Origin of the sequence: Moorella sp. E308F, assembly GCF_006538365.1 — a bacterium.
GTDB lineage: Bacteria > Bacillota > DSM-521 > Neomoorellales > Neomoorellaceae > Neomoorella.
Window position 1 is genome coordinate 1,140,022 of the sequence record NZ_BJKN01000002.1, and the last position, 18,818, is coordinate 1,158,839.

Consider the following 18,818-nt stretch of genomic DNA (forward strand, 5'->3'; position numbering starts at 1 on the left):
TCCATTACCGTCTTCGTGACCACATGGCTATTACCGTCTCTGTACCTGGCCTCACTGAAGATCAGAGGATTGATTTTGGTCCCAGCAGACGCGGTTTTTTCCTTGCTTCTTCGCCTGATAACAGGCCTGATCCGCCCTTGCAAACAACGAGTCTGCGGTATCATTTTTTTGCGCCACGGCTACCCCAATGCTCGCCGTAACCTGGCGGTGCGGAAAGGGGTAAAGCTCTATAGACTTCCGTATTCTTTCCGCCACTGCAACAGCGCCTTCCCCTTTTGTGCCGGGAAGAATAATTGCAAACTCCTCGCCTCCATAACGGCCCGCAATATCCACCAGCCTGATGGATTTTTTTATTATCTCTGCCGTCTTCTGCAGCACCACATCCCCGGCCAGATGGCCAAAGGTATCATTGTAACTCTTGAAGTCATCGATATCTAAGAAAATAACTGCCAGGGGTGTGTTGTATCTTGTTAACTTCTCCAGTTCTTGAACCAGCATATATCCCAGGGCACGCTTATTAAAGAAACCGGTCATGAAGTCGGTTTCAGCTTCTCTTTCCAGGCGGTATATAAGCTTCGCGTTCGCCAGGGCTACCGCGGCAAAGTTTGCATATATCTGCAGGTTTCTTCTGCCGTCGTCATCCAGGGGAGCAGGGAATACTATCCCCAACAGCCCGGCAGCACCTAAAGCAGACCAGAGGGGATAAATCACGATTTCATTCCTGTGAGCAACCTCTAAACCGGTGAGACCTGGTAGGGTCATTAATTCCTCAATACTCAGAGATGACGGCTCTAGTTTTGAAAAAACCTGCTCAATCAGCGGCTGAGTCATCGACCATTCGTTACCAATCAAAAGGTGCCCGTACTCACCTTTAGCCTGGGCTATCCTGATTTTATCGCCCTCGCGAAGGCCGACAAAACTAAGATCGGCCTTATAAATTATGATTAAAGAATTTGTGATAAGATCCAAAACCTTGTCCAGTTCAACGGTCGACGTCAACAAGCGGCTGATTTCGTAGATGCTATTCAATTCAAGCCTCCGCAACCCTAACAGATTTTTTTCCAGGATGGCCTTAAGAATCTCATTGATTGTCTGATAAATACTGTGCGCTTTAGTTAGAAAAACATTTTCTTCCTCACTGCTCATCTGGGCGTTGGGCTTAATAGAAGTAATGACCAGGAAGCCTATCTTTTGGGCATAGGTGCCCAGGCGGTAGGCATAAAGTCTTATCCCGTTAGGACAGGTAAGCACGTCTTTATCCTCCAATGAATGGAGAGCAGATTTGTAAAAACGGATGCACTTTTCATTGCAGATCTTACTGCCTTTGTTTATCTGCTGGCATAATTCAACGGGCCGGCTGAAGCGGGAAAAAGAGCCCCCATTTACATCAAAGATGTAAATATTGGCATCCATTACCTTGGCCAGCGTATCCTGAAAATCCTGCCAGTATTTTACTGAAATGCTAAGGAGAAGGTTTGTTGGCATCTGCCGGCACCTCATCTCAACATATCTGCTTTATCTAATTTGCCGAGAATATTTATTCCGTTCTTGGTAATCTCATACTCCCTCAAGGCCTTGTCGTGGTCGCTTCCGCGGACTTTAAGGATGCCAACAACCTTCCTGATGCTTGAATCGGCTTCCACGTACCGCAGAATGATTACATTATCGGCCATTAAGGAAATCTGAGCTTTCGTTACTACCATTGGTGAAAAGAGTTCTTCGTTAAGTACCGTGAAGATGGTGGTGATGTGCTGCCCCTTGAGCTGGTGTCCCATCGCCCAGAGATAATCTCTATACTTTTGTAGATCATAAACGCTCTTTTCAAAAGAAGAGATGCTGTCGATGACAAACCTCTCCACCTTCTTTTCCCTGACTATGTCCAGTATTTCAAAAGCGTGCTTATCTACGTCCAATTCTATGGGAGAAATAAACTTGATATCGAGTCGACCATCTGCCAGATATCTATCTATCTCCCATCCCAAATGACGGGCTGTATTCTGAAGTTGAGCCACAGGCTCTTCAAAAGAAAGGAACAGTCCTTTTTCGCCTTTTTCCGCCCCTTCCAGTAAGAACTTAAGGGCAAATGCGGTTTTGCCCGTACCTGTACTACCGGAAATGAGGGTGATAGTCCCTTCGGTTAACCCACCACATAACATTTCGTCCAACCCTGTGATCCCAAATCCCTTTTTTTCCAATCGGACCTCATACTGGAGTTCATTATCTTCCGGCTTCATTCTCGGGTACACTTCTATTCCAGCATGGCTAATTTTAAACAGGTGTTCCCCATGCTCAAAATTAGTCCCCCTCATCTTCAGAATACGCAAATACCTTTTTTGAAATCGCTTTTCTTCCTGCCCATAAAGGTGAAAAATCCCATCGGCAACGGCAAATTCACTTAATAACGTTAGTTCTTTTTCTTCGTACTCGCCGATGAGAAATACAGTGACCTCCCATATCGATAGAGCGGCAGCCAGGTCAAAAACAAAAGCCTTAAAAGCCTTTTCGTCCGGGAAGATGTCTCTTATGGCCTTGAAGCTATCGATTACAACTATGTTGGGTAGATGTTTTTTAATCATATCAGTCAAGTATCCAAGAACTTTGTCCGTGCCCTGGTTGCGCAGAACAGCTCCCAGATCCCCGTAAATAACCTTGTCATCCAATAAATCATCGGAGAAAAACTCAAACTCCTGCAGGTGTCTTACCATCTTGAACTGTGATTCCGATATAGTGGTCAGGTATAGACTTTTGAGGCCGTTCCTCGCGCTGTTAAATATTATGTTTTGGACAAATATCGTCTTACCGCTCCCCGGAGAGCCAGAAATAATGTTCAGGGAATATATAGGTATGCCGCCATCAAGAATATGATCGAGATTCTTTATGCCCGTTTTCAATTTATCCATCTCTAATTCCCCCTTGCAGTCAAAAGGAATCCTGGAAATTCTTCGTCCAACTTCTTCGCTATTTTCTCCGTTTTTTCATGACCAAGGAGCCTGGCTAAAATTTCTAAATACCTGAGGATAAACTTTGCAAACATATCATTGGCCGGCAGGTCTGGGTTTTTCTTCAAACTAGCAGATATCCCTGCACAAGATATTCCCTCCTCGTTGTATTGCAACAACTCCATTTCCCTATACTCCTGCGAAAGCTCCCATTTAACCCTTTCCACTAAAAGGTTCGCAGAAAACGTCCCAAGGTACTTCGCTGACGCAGTCCACATCTCCCTCAACAAAGTTTCATAGCGCTTGATCTGCTTCTCGATGAGTTCGCCCATAACAGTCCCTCCAAACCATACCTTCCTAGGAAAGCGCGCCATGGTTCTGCCCTTATCAAAGCCTTAGATGCAATGTCTCCGATACGGGTATACCTGTACTCGTTTAAAACCTCACGCCTTAATTCGGCTTAATATGGTTCAATTCGACATCTTCCGAGCAATCCCCCCTGCAATCTATTTTTAGCACGCCGACGCTGGTTTTGCATCCTGGCTTAAGTTCTCCAGGTTAGCCGTTTCAGAGTTAACTATTTATATTTAGACCCTTAATCCGGTTATAGAATCTGCGTTAAGAATTGTGCAATCAAGTTGGGGGGTAATCACATATGAAACGTTACAATTTCAGTCTCCGTCCGCCTAAGGTGTTGACTAATTGCTTCGCCATAGAGCATAGGAATCCTCTAACATCTTTTACCACTTCCGAGTTTATACAGGTTAGTCGCACAGGCTGTTAGCTGAAAGAAAAGCCCGCCTGGCAACTTTCCCTGCCAGGCGGGCTCACTATTATCCATGGGCTTATTCCCGCCGGCTAATCTCTCCTGTTACTTTGTCGATAAAGGCCTGGAGTGGCACACTGCCCGTATCCCCGGCGCGGCGTTCCCGGACGGCCACAGTACCTTCGGCTGCTTCCTTATCCCCCACTACCAGCATGTATGGGATTTGCTCCAGCTGGGCGGCGCGGATCTTGTAGCCGATTTTATCGTTGCGGTCGTTGACTTCGGCGCGGATGCCGGCCCGCACCAGCTCCTCCCTGACCTTGAAGGCATAATCGTTGTGGCGGTCGGTTATGGGCAGCACCCGCACCTGCACCGGGGCCAGCCACACGGGAAAGGCACCGCCGTAGTGCTCGATCAGGATACCGATGAACCGCTCTATGCTGCCAAAGACGACACGGTGAATCATGACCGGCCGGTGTTTCTGGCCGTCCTCCCCGATGTAGTAGAGGTCAAATTTCTCCGGCATGAGGAAATCAAGCTGGATGGTGCCGCACTGCCAGGTCCGGCCCAGGGAATCCTCCAGGTGGAAATCGATTTTGGGGCCGTAGAAGGCGCCGTCGCCTTCATTAACCACATAAGGCATCCCCCTGGCCTCCAGGGCCTGGCGCAGGGCGACTGTGGCCGTTTCCCAGATCTCGTCCGAACCCATGGCGTTATCCGGCCGGGTGGAGAGCTCGACGTGGTATTTGAACCCAAACAGGCTGTAAAAGCGGTCTACCAGGTCGATGACGCCCTGGATCTCTGCTGTTATCTGGGACGGCAACATAAAGATGTGGGCGTCGTCCTGGGTAAAGGCCCGCACCCGCATCAGGCCATGAAGGACGCCGGACTTCTCATGGCGGTGCACCAGTCCAAGCTCGGCCAGGCGTAAAGGTAAGTCGCGGTAGCTGTGCTGCTCCGATTTATAGACCAGGATGGCTCCCGGGCAGTTCATGGGTTTGATGGCGTAGTCGGCCTCATCAATTTTGGTAAAGTACATATTTTCCCGGTAATGATCCCAGTGGCCCGACTGCTCCCAGAGGGAGCGGTTCAATATCACCGGCGTGCGAATCTCCAGATAACCGGCCCTGCGGTGTTCTTCCCGCCAGAACTGTTCTAATTCGTTACGGATGATCATTCCTTTAGGATGGAAAAAGGGGAAACCCGGTCCTTCTTCCTGGAGGCTGAAAAGGCCAAGCATAGCTCCTAGCCGCCGGTGGTCCCGCTTTTTCGCCTCTTCCAGCCGGTGGAGGTATTCTTCCAGGTCTTTAGCTTTTGGGAAGGCAGTGCCGTAAATACGTTGCAGCATGGGGTTGGCCTCGCTGCCGCGCCAGTAAGCCCCGGCCAGGCTGGTGAGCTTAATGGCCTTGAGGTAGCCGGTGCTGGGCAGGTGGGGCCCGGCGCAGAGGTCTATAAAGTCGCCCTGGCGGTAGGTGCTGATGGGTACCCCTTCCGGCAGGTCGTTAATAAGCTCGATTTTATAGGGTTCATCGAGTTGCCGAAAAATTTCCAGGGCCTCATCCCGGGTTATTTCCTGCCGCTCCAGGGGCAGGTCTGCTTTGATGATTTTCTGCATTTCTTCCTCTATGGCGTTTAAATCATCGGGGGTAAATTTATGCTTGCTGTCGAAGTCATAGTAAAACCCATCGGCTATGGCCGGGCCGATACCCAGCCTGGTGCCAGGAAACAGGCGCTTGACGGCCTGGGCCAGGACGTGGGCAGCTGTATGGCGGTAGGCCAGGCGCCCGCCTTCATCGGCAAAGGTCAAGAGCTCCAGCCGGCACTGCTCCGGCAGAGGACGGGTTAGGTCCCATACTTCGCCATTCACCCGCGCTGCCAGGGCCTCCCGGGCTAGCTTCGGCGAAATGTCCCTGGCCACCTCCAGGGCTGTAGTGACGGTTGCATATTCCCTTACGCTGCCGTCCGGTAAAGTTACCTGCATAATAAAAATCCCTCCTGCAAAAATAACTCTATCACAGGCTGGCATTGTCGCGCTTGCTTCCGACAAATGCCAGCCAGGCATTTTCATACTCTCGCTGGTGGTACCGTCGCCATGACAGGCTCCCTTCATGCATACTATACCAGGCCGGGAAATCCCCTTCCTACAAAAATAAAAACCCTCATCCCGCAAGGGACGAGAGTTGCTCCCGTGGTTCCACCCTTCTTCAGGGGAAACGCTCCCCCCTCCAAAGCTTATAACGGTAGCCAACCGGCCAGGCTTACTTGCTTTTCAGCCTGGCAGCTCCGGAGCGGTCCGGCTCCCTGCCATCGCCCGGGACGCTTCCAGCCGCGACATCCCTCTCTGGAGAGCCGTTCAGGGGCCTCGTCTCCTTCTTCGCTGTTAGGTACATTATAGCGACATAAATTAATACGTGTCAAGATTCCGGCAATATTTCACCCCTACCTCCATCCTGCCAGGACAGCCTGGACCAGGCCAATGATAAACCCCAATAGCCCGCCCAGCCATTCTATGTAGCGCAGTTCCCGGCCGGCTACTTCAACGACTACTTCCTCTACCTGGTTTAAGTTTAATTTATTAAATTTTGCCGCTAGAATCTCGCCAATTGAGAAGGTCCCCGGATTGCGGCCCAGTTCATCTATCAACTCCTGCAAGGCCGACGGCATTTCCCGGTAAAGGGTTTCTTCTATCGCCCTGCCGGCCGCCTCTCTTAAACCCTGGGGAATAAAGGATGGCAGGCGCTCTACCAGGCGCCGCCGGGCCAATTCTGCCACTACGGTCGTGAGCCTTCCAGCAACGTCGGGAGTATTAATGTGGGCCAGCACTTCGTCGAGGGGAAGTAAATTTTTATCAACAACGCCGGCGATATTGGCAGCTATCTCGGCCTGCCTCTTGGGAATAAGCCCCTGCAAGGTCCAGCAAAATATTTTTAACGGGCGGCGGGGGCGGAAAAGCATCCTGATGGCCAAAACGTTGGTCAACCAGCCAATAAAAGCGCCGATGAGAGGGACCAAGATCCACCTGGCAAGCAAATTTATTTCACCCCACCGAATGCAATAATAACAAAAGCCCGGCCATAAAACAACTGGCCCGGCCATGGTAAAAACTGCAATCGTTAGCGCTTTTGCAACGGTTGCAAACACCGGCTGCAACCGCTGCAATGGATGATTCGCTCACCAAAAACGCTCTTGATGGTGCTAATGGTATTATGGTGTCGCCCTTTATCCGTAGCGTGCAGGACTACCTGGCGGGGAGCAATGGTTATCAGCGCGCTGATTAATAAATCCTCATAGTTGAGATCACTATCAGCCATATCGACGACAAAGCCTTCCAGATAGTCGCCATTGAGGTTCCGGTTTTCGCCGTCATAGAGCTGGAAGCCGCCACCTGGATTTAAGACTACATGGACTTTATCCACCCGTGGTTCCTGGGCGTCCACAAAGTAGCGTAAAAGGCGGATGAATTCATCATATTCCTTTTCCATAAGGTATTCATCAACGGCTTCTTCCAGGGCCTGCTCCAGTTCCATTAAATAATCCGGCAGGCGAAAGCGAACAAAACCATCGATATTTAACCAGGTGTTTTCCTGGAAATATTCCCGTATGCGGGCAGCAATGGACTCTTCCCGCTGCTGGAGCTGGAGGCAACTGTCTTCCCCCTGATCCAGGATTACCCTGGCGCGCCGGCAGATTTCTTCTACGGCTCCCTCATCAAGTCCTTCATACTGGTTTAAAAGCATCCCTTCCAGTAAAGCCACTTCCCACCGTTCGACAATAAAGGCGGCCACAATCTCGGCCACCTGCTCTGTAAAGCGTTTAATTTCTTTTTTTGAAGGCCGGCCTGGTCCCGTTTCTAAAAAACAACGAAAGAAATTAAAGCCCCCCGCCTGCCACAGGTGGAGGCCCACACTATAACCAAATCTATGATTAAACTCGGCCTGTAAAAAATCAATCGGCCTGGCAGTAACTAACGTAATATTCATGGGCGTCGTACCTCCTTGTGCTGCTATTATATGTGCCGCCCATGTTTTGTATACAGTTGAGCTGCTGCCAGGTTGTCAAAAAATAAAGCTATTGCAAGGCCCGGTGTGCCGGGTAAAATTGGTATCAAGGTAATTTTCGTCAAAAAAACTCCTGCCTTCTTGCAGGAGTAATTTTTTCTAAATGGTGGGTCCGGCAGGGATTGAACCTGCGACCCCCTCCGCGTCAAGGAGGTGCTCTCCCACTGAGCTACGAACCCGTTTCTTTTTATCTCCAGTGACGTTATATATTATGCCAGAAAAAGGCCCGCATGTCAAGGGAATCAAGCGAGAGCTTACATCTTGGTCGACAAGTTCATACTCAAACCATGGCCTCTGAAACGCTCTCCTGCTTCTCCCCGGCCACTTTCTCACTAAACTCGGCAGCATGGTAGGAACTGCGGACAAAGGGAGCAGAGGCTACATATAAGAATCCCATTTCCCGGCCTTTTTCGGAGTACCAGGCAAAGGTATCCGGGGTGACAAATTCCTTAATTTCCAGGTGTCCCGCCGAAGGCCGCAGGTACTGACCGATAGTTAGAATATCGCAGTCTACCGACCGGAGATCGGCCATTACCTGTAAAACTTCCGCGGTTGTTTCTCCCAGGCCCACCATCAGGCCGGACTTGGTATAAATGGCCGGGTCAAGCTCTTTTATTTTTTTAAGAACCTGAAGGCTGCGGCGGTAATCAGCCTGGGGCCGGACCTTCTCGTAGAGGCGGGGAACTGTCTCCACATTATGGTTAAATATATCCGGTTTCGCCCTGGCGACAATGGTCAGGGCCTCTTCGTCGCCACGGAAATCCGGGGTGAGGACCTCAATATAAGTCTCCGGTAGGGCTGCTCGCAGGGCGGCAATGGTGGCGGCAAAATGGCCGGCGCCGCCGTCGGGCAGGTCGTCCCTTGTTACCGAGGTGACAACCACATGCTTTAAGCCCAGGCGCCGCGCCGCTTCGGCCACACGCTCGGGTTCATCCTGCTCCACTGCCTGCGGCCGGCCGTGCTCGACGGCGCAAAAACGGCAGTTGCGGGTGCAGGTATTGCCCAGGATCATAAAGGTGGCCGTGCGCCTGGCAAAGCATTCCCCCTGATTAGGACAAAGGGCGCTCTGGCAAACAGTATTGAGATGTAAACCTTTAAGGAGCTTACGAGTGGCTTCGATATCCCCAGAGGAAGGTATACGTTTGTGCAACCATGGGGGCAGGCGCCGGCGCGCCACCGGTGATGACACGGCCACACTTCCTCCCACTTTTGCTTTCGTTTATGAATGTATGCTTTTGCCGTGTACCGCCTCGGCGGCTTCCATGACGGCTTCGGCCAGGGTGGGATGGGCATGGATGGTCGCTGCCAATTCGGTGGCAGTTATACCCTTGTTTACCGCCAGGGCACCTTCAGCGATGAGCTCGGTGGCATGGGGGCCCATGATAAAGACCCCCAGGATCCGGTCGCTTTCTGCCTCGGCAATTATCTTGACCATGCCTTCTGTTTCCCCGCTGCACAGGGCCTTGCCGCTGGCCTGGAAGGGGAATTTACCGACCTTGACCTTTATACCCCGTTCTTCGGCGGCTTCTTTGGTCAGGCCAACGCCGGCAATCTCCGGCAGGGTATAGATACAGCTAGGTACGGCGTCGTAGTCGACCTTTGTGGGCCGGCCCATGATGGTGGCTACCGCCGCCAGGCCCTGGGCCGAGGCCACATGGGCGAGCTGTATTTTATTGGTAACGTCGCCAATGGCGTAGATGCCGGGAACGTTCGTCCGCATATATTCGTCGACGATTATTTCACCTTTGGGGCCCATAGCGACGCCGGCTTCTTCCAGCCCTAAGTCCCGGGTGTTGAACTGGCGGCCGATGGAGATCAAAACTTTATCGGCCTCTATGGTCTGGCCATCAGCCAGGGTGGCCCGAACGCGATTGCCTTCTTCTTTAACTGCCGTTATCTGGGCCTTCGTCTTGATCTCCACCCCGGCTTTTTTGAGCATCATACTGAAGCGCCGGGAAATCTCACTGTCAATCATGGGGAGGATAGTGGGCATCATTTCTACAATGGTAACTTTGCTCCCCAGGGTGGCGAACAGGCTGGCAAATTCGCACCCAATGACCCCGCCGCCGACGATGAGGAGCTCCGCCGGTACATCCTTCCAGGCCAGGGCCTCGTTGCTGGTCACAACAGTGCTGCCGTTATAGCCCAGGGCGGTAATCAATGCCGGTTCCGACCCGGTGGCCAGGATGATGTTTTCGGCTTCGATATTTTCTACGGTACCTTCGGCGGTGACCACCTCCACCCGGCCGGGACCTTTGAGAAAGCCGCGCCCTTTGATATGGTCGACTTTATTTTTCTTGAACAAATAGGCAATACCCTGGGTCAGCTGCTTGACCACGGCGTCCTTGCGCGCTGCCAGGCGGGCATAGTCCACCCGGTAATCCTTAACGTCAATACCAAAGGCCGCCGCTCCCTGGATACCCTTAACCAGGGCCGCCCCGGCCAGCAGCGCCTTGGTGGGGATGCAGCCGCGATTGAGGCAGGTACCGCCCAAAGCGTCCTGCTCGACTACTACCACCCTGGCTCCCAGCTGGGCCGCCCGGATGGCCGCCACATAGCCTCCCGGCCCGCCGCCGATGATGGCAATTTTATAGCTCAATGTAAAACCCTCCCGCCTAAAACTTGGTCAGGTACTGATCAATTTCCCACTGGTGCACCCTGGTGCGGTATTCCTCGCACTCAATCCGTTTGGCTTCCAGGAAACGCTGGTAGATATGGGGACCCAGGGCCTCACGAATAACCTGATCCTTCTCTAATTCATCCAGGGCTTCATCCAGGGTGCCCGGCAGAAGTTCAATACCATGGGCCTTCAGGCTGGCTTTATCCATGTCATAAATGTTACCGTTTACAGGAAGCGGTGGCTGGATACGCTTCTTTATTCCATCCAGGCCGGCTTTCAGCATGACGGCAATGGCCAGGTAGGGATTGGCCGAGGGATCGGGATGGCGTACCTCCAGCCGCGTGGACAGGCCCCGTTTGGCCGGGATACGGATTAAGGGGCTGCGGTTCTGCGGTGACCAGGCAATATAGACAGGCGCTTCATACCCCGATACCAGGCGTTTATAGGAGTTAACCGTAGGGTTAGTAATGGCCGTCATACCCCGGGCATGGGTTATCAAACCACCGATAAAGTAGTAGGCAATTTCACTTAACTGCAGTTTATCTTCCGGGTCATAAAAGGCATTTTTACCGTCGCGGAAAAGGGAGATGTTACAGTGCATACCCGACCCCGCTATGCCGTAAATGGGTTTAGGCATAAAAGTAGCATGGAGGCCGTGGCGCTGGGCAATGGTCCGCACCACGAACTTGAAGGTGGCGATATTGTCGGCCGTCCGCAGGGCGTCGGCATACTTAAAGTCGATTTCATGCTGGCCCGGGGCCACTTCATGGTGGGAAGCCTCAATTTCAAAGCCCATCTGCTGCAGGGTCAGGACCATATCCCGCCGGGCGTCTTCGCCAAGGTCAACCGGGGTCAGGTCAAAGTAACCGGCGCGGTCGTGGGTCTCCAGGGTCGGGCGACCATTGGCGTCAGTGTGGAAAAGAAAAAACTCCGCTTCCGGCCCAACATTCATCGTAAAGCCCATGGCTTCCGCTTCGGCGATAACCCTTTTCAGCGTTCCCCGCGGGCAGCCGATAAAGGGCGTGCCGTCAGCGTTGTAAACATCGCAGATGAGCCGCGCTACAGCATCGCCGTTGGGTCGCCAGGGAAAGATAGTAAAGGTGGAGGGGTCCGGTCGCAGGTACATGTCGGATTCCTCAATGCGGACAAAACCTTCAATGGAGGAACCATCAAACATGAGTTCATTATTGAGGGCCTTTGGTAGCTGCTCGATTGTAATCGCTACATTTTTTAAAACACCAAAGATATCAGTAAACTGAAGGCGTATAAACTTGACTCCCAGATCAGCCGCTTGTTGTAAAATCAACTCCCGGCCTTCGGCCATAAACTAGCTTCCCCTCTCTAAAGCTGAAAGCGCCCCGGTAAAATGACGCCTCTTTACTTATACAAATTTGATTATATCATCCGCCCCTGCAGGATTCAACAATTTTTACACCTACCACCGCTATACCTGGCCCAACATTTCGGCCGCATAACCCAGGATGCGCTGGAGGATTTCTTCCCGTTTGGCATTAATGGCTGCAAAATCCATGGCCGGGGTGTAATAACTTTCCATGCGGTCATGGGTAAGTTTCGCCTCACGGATATGGGCAATAGCCCGGTCCAGGGCCGCCTGGTAACGCACAACGGCGCTGGCAATCTCATTGCCGTAGAGGTTTAAATGCTCCCGGTCAATAAAGCGGTTTAAATCTAAAGCCATAGCCACCTGGAGTCCGGGGATGGCCTGGACGTCAATATCATGGGGTGGCTGCCAGTTCATCACCGCCACCTGAATTTCCGGGATAATAACCATATCAATATTGTTGGGGTCAAAGGGGCAGTGGTAAACTTCGGTATCAAGGCCTTTCTCGTGGGCCATTCGCGCTACCGCAGCCAGGATCCCCGAAACACCGGTACCCGGGTCCCCGGCAATGGTAAAAAGACGCCGGATATCCTGGAGCAGGGTTTCCACGTTGCCGGTCACCAGCCCCTGGGGTGTCAGGGCGGTGGCAAAGAGATGGCGTTCCCGGGCCTTCCTGTTATAACGGGGCCGTACCCCGGCAAAAATAGCTTCGAGGAGTTCCGCCTTGGCCTGGTAGACCCGGGGGATAATCATGCTTTCGGCTACATAACTCTCCCACTCATCCCGGATCACCCTGGCCTCCTTTAGAGCACTATAGGCTATGCGGTACAGGCGGCTGATACGGGCATTATCCTGCAGGACCTGCTCCTTGCTGGCCCGCATTTTATCCTCATCCCAGTAGTCGCCCAGGTGGATAATTTCATCCACCGCCCCCGGGTTCTTGGGGTCAAAGATGTGGGGAGCGGTGCCGTCGATTATGGCTACCCTGATCTTAGGGATAACCACCCCATCGAGGGAGTTGTTATCCGAAGAACAGCAATGGAATTCCACGTCAAAACCCCGCTCCAGCATGGCTTCGCCAATCTTATGCATGAAAGTGGACTTGCCCACTCCGGGCCCACCTTTGACAACAAAGATGCGCGTGGCATCGGGTTCAATAATAAAATCGTAAAAGGAATAAAAACCCATGCAGGTATTGCCGCCGGGAAACACTTTCTTTAATTTACCTTTCGGCATGGCTGTCCCCTCCCTTGCTGGTCCGCATACTCAGCTCGAGCCATTCCAATACATGTTATGCAGCCGGCCGCGGGAATTTCTCCTGCGGCATGAGGAAATGAGTGGAACCAGAGTTTTAAGGAGGGCCTTATAGCTTGGACATTGGCGAAAGCCTGGTCGGCTCCTATTTTAAATACGTCCTGGGCAGCAAGATCGTCGTCTACAACTGCCACCTGGAGGGCGGCGGCGAGATAGACGTGATCGCCCTGGCGCCGGATGGCAGCAGGGTCTACCTGTGTGAAGTAGCCACCCACCTGCGGGGTCTCCTCTACGGTGACAGCAACGCTGCCACGTGCACGCGCATAGCGCATAAAATAAAAAGGGCGGCTGCCTTTGCCGCCGCCAATTTTCCCGGGTGGGAACCGGTTTTTATGCTCTGGGCTCCGGTCGTGTCCCGGGGCCTAGTACGGGATCTGGTTGCCATAAAAGAAAACTGCCCCGCCCAGGGCATCACGGTAGAGCTGGTCCTCAACCGCGACTATACCGCCTGCATCCGCCGCTTACGGGAAGCGGCGCGGCAAAATATTAAAACTACCGACGAACCTGCCTTCCGTTTGCTCCAAATTCTGGAACACCTGCGTTAAGATTTGTCTTCTCACCGCCGCACCAGCGTGTTGCCAGCTCGAACTCAAGTCCAAGTTGGTCCAGAATGCGCCCCACCAGGTGGTTGACCAGGTCGTCAATATTCCGCGGGTGATAATAAAAAGCAGGCATGGGAGGCATAATAACAGCCCCCAGTCGCGCCAGGGTCAACATATTCTCCAGGTGAATTGCATGCAAAGGCGTTTCCCGGGGGACAAGGATAAGTTTCCGGCCTTCCTTTAAAGTAACATCGGCAGCCCGAATAATTAAGTTTGCCGCGTATCCGTGAGCAATCCCGGCCAGGGTTTTCATACTGCAAGGTACGATTACCATGCCCTGATGCTGGAAAGAACCGCTTGCCAATGGCGCCGTCAAATCGTTTTCCGGATAGTAGTGAGCGGCCAATTGGCGGAGATTTTCTTCGTCGAGGCCTGTTTCAAGACGCATAGTTTCCCTGGCCCAGTGGCTTAAAACTAAATGCACCTCGACCTCCTTAGTTTTTAAAGCTTCTAGCAGCCTGACGGCATAGATGGCGCCGGTAGCTCCGGTAACCGCCACGACTAATTTCATGTATTATTTTCCCCTTCCCGCACTTTGCCAGTTCCTCCGTGTTAACCATAATTTAATCCCCCAGTACTGTCAAGCATCAATTGAAATGTCAACTGCCTTCCGTAAAAAACGCTCCAGGATAAACCTGGAGCTCTTGATTATATCTGTACTAATTCCCGCGGGTAATCCGTCAGGATCTCATTCTTATTCTCGCCAACGTAAATAACATCTGTCACCCTGGGTCCGCCAATGCCGGGACGGTAAATAGTAGGTAGCAAAAGATCCACTACCATGCCGGCCTCGATAACCTCCGTGCGGCCTTTACCGATGATCGGGTAAAACTCCGACTGGCGCAGGCCTACCCCGTAGCCGACCAGATCCAGGTAGTTGTTGCCATAACCGGCGGTCTCAACCACCTCCCGGGCGGCGGCATCCACCTCCCCTGCTGTAGCCCCCGGCCTTAAGGCGGCTATGGCCCGGTCCTGGGCCTCCAGCAGGAGATAGTAGATATTTTCTTGCTCCGGAGGGATCCGGCCTACAGCCACGGTCCGACACATCTTAGCACAGTAACCCTCGTAAGTCGCGCCCAGGTGGATGACCACCGCCTCCCCCGGCGCAATCTTTTTATTGCTGGCGCAGGGGTGGGTCAGGAGGGCCCGTTCCCCAGAGACCACTTGAGGTCGGAAGGAAGACCCACCTGAGCCGGCTTTCAACATGGCATATTCCGCTTCGGCCAGGATATCCAGTTCTGTTACCCCCGGCCGGACGCTTTTGATGGCCGCTTCCATGCCGCGACAGGCGGCCGCCGCCGCCTGCCGCATAAATTCAATTTCTTGAGCTTCCTTCACTGACCGGATCCGGTAGAAAAGATCTGCAGCCCCGATAAAATTTTTCTCTGGGAAAGCCTGGCGCAGGCCATCGTAAAGGGCGAAGTCGACAAAATAGCGTTCAAACCCAATACGTGGCTCCTTCAGGCCATAAGCTCTAATCCGTTCTACAACCTTGCTGGCCAGGGTCTCACGAGGGAAGTAATAGCCATAGGTGGTAAGCCCCGACTCCCGTTCCACGTAACCAGCATCCAGCCACAGTGTAACGGCGCAGGGTTCCCCTTCCCGGGGGATCAGGACCGCCAGGCACTCGATCTGGGTCAGGCCGGTGAAATAAATCAGATTTTCCCGGTTGACCACCAGCAGGAGGTCCAGATTTTTTTCCGCCATTAATCTCCGGGCTTTTTCAAATCGATCGACAAAACGCGCCCCCAAGGTTAACAACTCCTATCTATCAGTTAAAATCCTTAGGTTCCACCAGTAGGGAAACTACGATCCCGCCTACCAGTGACCAGAAGGGGGAACTGATCTTCAAGATGGTAATCCCCGACATGGCAATTACCAGGGCAAAGAAGGCGCCGTAGCGGAATTTTTTGGAGGAAAAGGCCAGCTCAAAGGCGCTCAAAAGCACTCCGATCATGGCCAGACCAGCCAGGAGGCTTACCAGTTGCACTGGCAGGGCTTTGACGAAGGGTACTGCCACGCTGGCAAAGAGGCCAAAGGCGCCAAAGGTGAGGCCGTTAACTATAGTCGCAGCGTAGCGACCCGATTTGTCCGGTCCTGCCTCATCCGAGCTGCAGATAGCCGTCATGGGGCCGGCAATATTGGCGTTGTGACCGCCAAAGAAAGAAGTTATTATGCCGCCAATGCCGCTGATGATAGTCATAGCGTTAATGGGAGCCTTATATCCCTGGGCTGTCAGGACACCATAGGCCTGAGCATTTTCAGCGCCAATTACCAGCACCGCCAGGGGTATGGCAATGGCAAAGAAGGCTCCTGCGGAAAAATCGGGGGCGAAGAACCGCGGTAGTAGCCAGGTTATTTTGACATCAGCAAACTTGAAGCCACCTACTAATAAAGCTACAACTACGCCAACGACCAGGGACCAGAGAATAGGTGACACCTTTTTCGTCAGCCTCTGACCCAGGAAATAGCCTGCCAGGGCGGCGCCGGCTATAATCGGTGCTTGCTGGGTAGAGGTAACAATGCCCGTACCAAATCTGATCATAGCTCCGGCGATCATGGCCATCACTATCGGCAATGGGACCCAGCGCATGGCTTTTCCTATCATGCCGGATACCCCTAGAAACAGGACAAGGATGCCCGCAATCAGGTAGGCACCTACCGCTTCGTTAAAAGAGAACAGAGGCAAAGCTGAAGCGAGCATGACGGCGGCGGGGATGGAATAGGCTCCATTAATGGGCATTTTGTAGTATAGACCTAAAATAATACTAATGAGACCGCCAAAGAAATAAATTGAAAATAACCAGGATATGGTTTGAACATCCGTAAGTTTTGCATTCTGGGCAGCATTCATAACAATCAGGGCAGGACCAGAACATCCGAAAATGGTGGCCACTATCCCGGTGGTGATGGTGTTGGCATTTAGTTTACCCCAAAGATTGCGCCAACCTTCACCAAATCCTGGGCCCCTCTCCCATATGGCTTCTTTGGTCTTTGATGGTATCTCGGTAGCTACGGACATTGCAGGTTTACCTCCTTCAAGTAATTTAGCACCTCTCCGGCTGGCCAGCCAGCCGGAGAGGTGTTTTTCTTTTACCTTTTTTGCTTTTTTAGCTTACGGCTTTTCTGAGCACGCTCATGTCTACGCCCCGCTGGCGCAGCCATTTAGGCAAGAGCTCATTCTCTACCCTTTCGCTGACAGCCGGCGCTTTCTTGAGCAGCAGCTCAGCCATGGGCTCGCTGACGTTGATACCGCCCATGGCGCCGTCAAAGATGATGACCTTGCGGGTACCGGTAGTCTTATAGGCAAACTCCATGGCCGCTTCCGTTGTTTCGGCCACTACTGCATGCTTCATATAGGTCAGGTTCTGGGGATCGCGGTTGAAGAGGTCCGCCTGCTCCTGGCCCACTACCACCGTGGGGATGTGCTCACTGAAGAAGGCACTGGGATAACCCGTCCAGGCGTAGTTGTGGACGCACATCTTGATGGCCGGGTTCACCGGTGGTATATCCTCCAAAAGCGGCCTCCCCGCCTTGCCGTAGAAAGCCTCCGTGTACCAGGTATAGGCCGGCAGGGGCATATCAAGGTCATACAGGTCGGTGTTGGCTCCCGCAAAGTTGGCGTATATCACCCCCGCTGAGAAGACATACACCACCGGGCAGGGGAAGTCCAGCGCGGCGATGCACTCGTCGATCTCGCCGAAGAGGGTCATCATCTTGCCGTAGTAACGGCAGCCGATCTGGGTCACCCGGTCGTTCAGGGCATAGAGGTCGCTGTCGGCGTCGACGCCGATGATGCCGTTGGGCGCCACCGTCAGGAAGGAAGCAAAGGCAAATTTCTTCTGGACAAAGGGCGAGTCAAAGATGGCCCTGGCCGTAAAGTTGGCCGCCCGCGGCCCCAGGTTCTGGTGATAGGTGGACCGGGTTTCAATGCGGGCGTAGGACATGCCGAAGGGCTTTACGGCCCGGTCTACCTGGCGGTGGAAGTGGACCTCGCGGACATCGCTGTTATGGGCATGGACAATCCAGTCAGCGTCGTAAATCTTGCGGATGCCATACAACGTGCCGATTTCGGTTTCAATGGGTATCCCCTGGTCTATGGGAGCCACGCCGATGGCCTTGCCGTCAAAGTGTTTATCCAGGCCGTAGCGCTTGATATACTCTTCCGTCTCCCGGAAGCGCAGGCCCACTCCGGCCCTAAGGCGGATATTCTTACACCCCGTCCGGGCTTCGATGACGTCTTTTATTGTCTTTAACATTTCTGCATAGGGTTCGCCGCCTAAAAGGGTAAAGCCGTGGTGGGAAGCCAGGATATTAACCGAGTGTTCCGGCTTGATCTTGCTCATATCGATTTTTTGTAAGGCTTCCTCCGTAGCTTTACGGACGGCAGCGACCCCCCCTTCACCTGGATAAATTACTTCCGGCAGGTCGGGGAAAAGCTCTTTGAGCAGTACAGAGGTCATTCCCGGTAATTCGCAGACCCTGGTTTTAACTAACGCTGGGTCAATACCATACTGGGACTGCCTGGGTGGTATAGGTTTAATGGGAGGTCGCATCAGGAATCCCTCCTTATCTGTACAGGCGCTGCCGCTACCCGGTCCAAGAGTTTGATGTCTTCGTCAAAGTAAAAACCGCGGGTAGCGTATTTGCGCTTGACTTCCTCTGGTATCTCCCACACTGTTACCGTCCGGCCGTACCACTGCCACCCGTCTTTGGGCGGCTCAGGTTTGATGCCAGCCGCTTCCAGGAGACGCAGGATGGGCTGGATACATTCTACCTTGCAGCCGGTACGGGCTCCCGTGAGGAAGGAAACCTCTTCCGGGGACCTCGCCCCTTGCAGGATAGCGGCGGCTACTTCTTCCGCCCGGGTGGCGGTGCAGTAGCAGATGATCTGCTCCGGGTTCAGTTTGGCGCGCCGGCAGAGTTCTTCTATCCGGCCGTAGTCGACAGCACTGACGTCGACTTTGACCACTATCGGCTGCTCCCGTTTCACCATGGTAATGGCATAGTCCGGGCAGCGCTGCTCGCAGGCGGCACAGCCCCGGCAACGCTCTGTATCTACCACAGCTTTCTTGTTTTCTACTTTGATGGCCAGTACGGGGCAGACCTTCTCGCAGGTTTTACAGCCCCGGCACTTGCCGGCATCCACTTCAGCCAGCAAATTGACTACCTTCAAA

The 18,818-nt window shown here is 53.0% G+C and carries 16 protein-coding genes and 1 tRNA gene; 1 reads left to right on the forward strand and 16 read right to left on the reverse strand.

What is annotated here, in order from left to right; translation table 11 throughout:
* Positions 1 to 51: 51 nt before the first annotated feature.
* The 11 genes from E308F_RS12205 to E308F_RS12255 all read right to left on the reverse strand — a co-directional run bounded on the left by E308F_RS12205 (position 52) and on the right by E308F_RS12255 (position 12,961).
* Complete coding sequence (locus E308F_RS12205; RefSeq protein ID WP_307722589.1) at positions 52 to 1,500, reverse strand: GGDEF domain-containing protein; 1,449 nt, start codon at positions 1,498 to 1,500, stop codon at positions 52 to 54.
* Complete coding sequence (locus tag E308F_RS12210; protein WP_141265146.1) at positions 1,497 to 2,900, reverse strand: ATPase domain-containing protein; 1,404 nt, start codon at positions 2,898 to 2,900, stop codon at positions 1,497 to 1,499. The genes E308F_RS12205 and E308F_RS12210 overlap by 4 nt, the downstream gene beginning before the upstream one ends.
* Positions 2,901 to 2,902: 2 nt before the next feature.
* Positions 2,903 to 3,271 carry a hypothetical protein gene (locus tag E308F_RS12215; RefSeq protein WP_141265147.1) on the reverse strand — a complete coding sequence of 123 codons (369 nt, stop codon included), beginning with the start codon at positions 3,269 to 3,271 and terminating at the stop codon, positions 2,903 to 2,905.
* A gap of 513 nt (positions 3,272 to 3,784) precedes the next feature.
* Complete coding sequence (gene thrS / locus E308F_RS12220) at positions 3,785 to 5,686, reverse strand: threonine--tRNA ligase (RefSeq protein WP_141265148.1); 1,902 nt, start codon at positions 5,684 to 5,686, stop codon at positions 3,785 to 3,787.
* Positions 5,687 to 6,144: 458 nt separating this feature from the next.
* Positions 6,145 to 6,717, reverse strand: a complete 573-nt coding sequence (locus tag E308F_RS12225) for a DUF445 domain-containing protein (protein ID WP_172613559.1) — start codon at positions 6,715 to 6,717, stop codon at positions 6,145 to 6,147.
* 101 nt (positions 6,718 to 6,818) lie between these two features.
* The gene (ytxC, locus tag E308F_RS12230) at positions 6,819 to 7,685 is read right to left on the reverse strand and encodes a putative sporulation protein YtxC (RefSeq protein ID WP_141265149.1); all 867 of its coding nucleotides are present in this window, start codon (positions 7,683 to 7,685) and stop codon (positions 6,819 to 6,821) included.
* Between the two features lie 182 nt (positions 7,686 to 7,867).
* Positions 7,868 to 7,942: transfer RNA gene (locus tag E308F_RS12235), tRNA-Val, on the reverse strand.
* Between the two features lie 101 nt (positions 7,943 to 8,043).
* Entirely contained in the window at positions 8,044 to 8,952 is a 909-nt protein-coding gene (gene lipA, locus E308F_RS12240) for a lipoyl synthase (protein ID WP_253260456.1), read from the reverse strand.
* Between the two features lie 30 nt (positions 8,953 to 8,982).
* A complete protein-coding gene (lpdA, locus tag E308F_RS12245; RefSeq protein WP_141265151.1) occupies positions 8,983 to 10,362 on the reverse strand; it encodes a dihydrolipoyl dehydrogenase in 1,380 nt (459 codons plus the stop codon).
* 16 nt (positions 10,363 to 10,378) lie between these two features.
* On the reverse strand, positions 10,379 to 11,707 hold the full coding sequence (gene glnA, locus E308F_RS12250; protein WP_141265152.1) for a type I glutamate--ammonia ligase: 1,329 nt from the start codon (positions 11,705 to 11,707) through the stop codon (positions 10,379 to 10,381).
* Between the two features lie 120 nt (positions 11,708 to 11,827).
* A complete protein-coding gene (locus tag E308F_RS12255) occupies positions 11,828 to 12,961 on the reverse strand; it encodes a PRK06851 family protein (RefSeq protein WP_141265153.1) in 1,134 nt (377 codons plus the stop codon).
* 134 nt (positions 12,962 to 13,095) lie between these two features.
* Here E308F_RS12255 and E308F_RS12260 point away from each other — a divergent pair, with 134 nt between their 5' ends.
* Positions 13,096 to 13,584 (forward strand): NERD domain-containing protein, encoded by a 489-nt coding sequence (locus E308F_RS12260; protein ID WP_141265154.1) that lies wholly within the window; start codon positions 13,096 to 13,098, stop codon positions 13,582 to 13,584.
* On the opposite strand, the gene E308F_RS12265 is transcribed toward E308F_RS12260, so the two are convergent.
* The 5 genes from E308F_RS12265 to E308F_RS12285 form a co-directional block, all read right to left on the reverse strand.
* The gene (locus E308F_RS12265) at positions 13,532 to 14,152 is read right to left on the reverse strand and encodes a UbiX family flavin prenyltransferase (RefSeq protein WP_141265155.1); all 621 of its coding nucleotides are present in this window, start codon (positions 14,150 to 14,152) and stop codon (positions 13,532 to 13,534) included. The two genes, E308F_RS12260 and E308F_RS12265, sit on opposite strands and share 53 nt — an antisense overlap.
* A 137-nt stretch (positions 14,153 to 14,289) precedes the next feature.
* Positions 14,290 to 15,393: a M24 family metallopeptidase gene (locus E308F_RS12270; protein ID WP_141265156.1), complete on the reverse strand. Its 1,104-nt coding sequence runs from the start codon at positions 15,391 to 15,393 to the stop codon at positions 14,290 to 14,292.
* A gap of 19 nt (positions 15,394 to 15,412) precedes the next feature.
* Positions 15,413 to 16,663, reverse strand: a complete 1,251-nt coding sequence (locus E308F_RS12275; protein ID WP_141265157.1) for a benzoate/H(+) symporter BenE family transporter — start codon at positions 16,661 to 16,663, stop codon at positions 15,413 to 15,415.
* Between the two features lie 88 nt (positions 16,664 to 16,751).
* Positions 16,752 to 18,197 carry a hypothetical protein gene (locus E308F_RS12280; protein ID WP_141265158.1) on the reverse strand — a complete coding sequence of 482 codons (1,446 nt, stop codon included), beginning with the start codon at positions 18,195 to 18,197 and terminating at the stop codon, positions 16,752 to 16,754.
* Positions 18,197 to 18,817, reverse strand: coding sequence for a 4Fe-4S binding protein (locus tag E308F_RS12285; RefSeq protein ID WP_141265159.1), 621 nt, complete (start codon positions 18,815 to 18,817; stop codon positions 18,197 to 18,199). Before E308F_RS12285 ends, E308F_RS12280 begins: the two co-directional genes overlap by 1 nt.
* Between the last annotated feature and the right edge of the window lies 1 nt (position 18,818).

Coding starts and splice junctions, on each gene's coding strand:
- E308F_RS12205 (WP_307722589.1), bottom strand. CDS start 1,500: ATGAGGTGCCGGCAGATGCCAACAAACCTTCTCCTTAGCATTTCAGTA.
- E308F_RS12210 (WP_141265146.1), bottom strand. CDS start 2,900: ATGGATAAATTGAAAACGGGCATAAAGAATCTCGATCATATTCTTGAT.
- E308F_RS12215 (WP_141265147.1), bottom strand. CDS start 3,271: ATGGGCGAACTCATCGAGAAGCAGATCAAGCGCTATGAAACTTTGTTG.
- thrS (WP_141265148.1), bottom strand. CDS start 5,686: ATGCAGGTAACTTTACCGGACGGCAGCGTAAGGGAATATGCAACCGTC.
- ytxC (WP_141265149.1), bottom strand. CDS start 7,685: ATGAATATTACGTTAGTTACTGCCAGGCCGATTGATTTTTTACAGGCC.
- glnA (WP_141265152.1), bottom strand. CDS start 11,707: ATGGCCGAAGGCCGGGAGTTGATTTTACAACAAGCGGCTGATCTGGGA.
- E308F_RS12255 (WP_141265153.1), bottom strand. CDS start 12,961: ATGCCGAAAGGTAAATTAAAGAAAGTGTTTCCCGGCGGCAATACCTGC.
- E308F_RS12265 (WP_141265155.1), bottom strand. CDS start 14,152: ATGAAATTAGTCGTGGCGGTTACCGGAGCTACCGGCGCCATCTATGCC.
- E308F_RS12275 (WP_141265157.1), bottom strand. CDS start 16,663: ATGTCCGTAGCTACCGAGATACCATCAAAGACCAAAGAAGCCATATGG.
- E308F_RS12280 (WP_141265158.1), bottom strand. CDS start 18,197: ATGCGACCTCCCATTAAACCTATACCACCCAGGCAGTCCCAGTATGGT.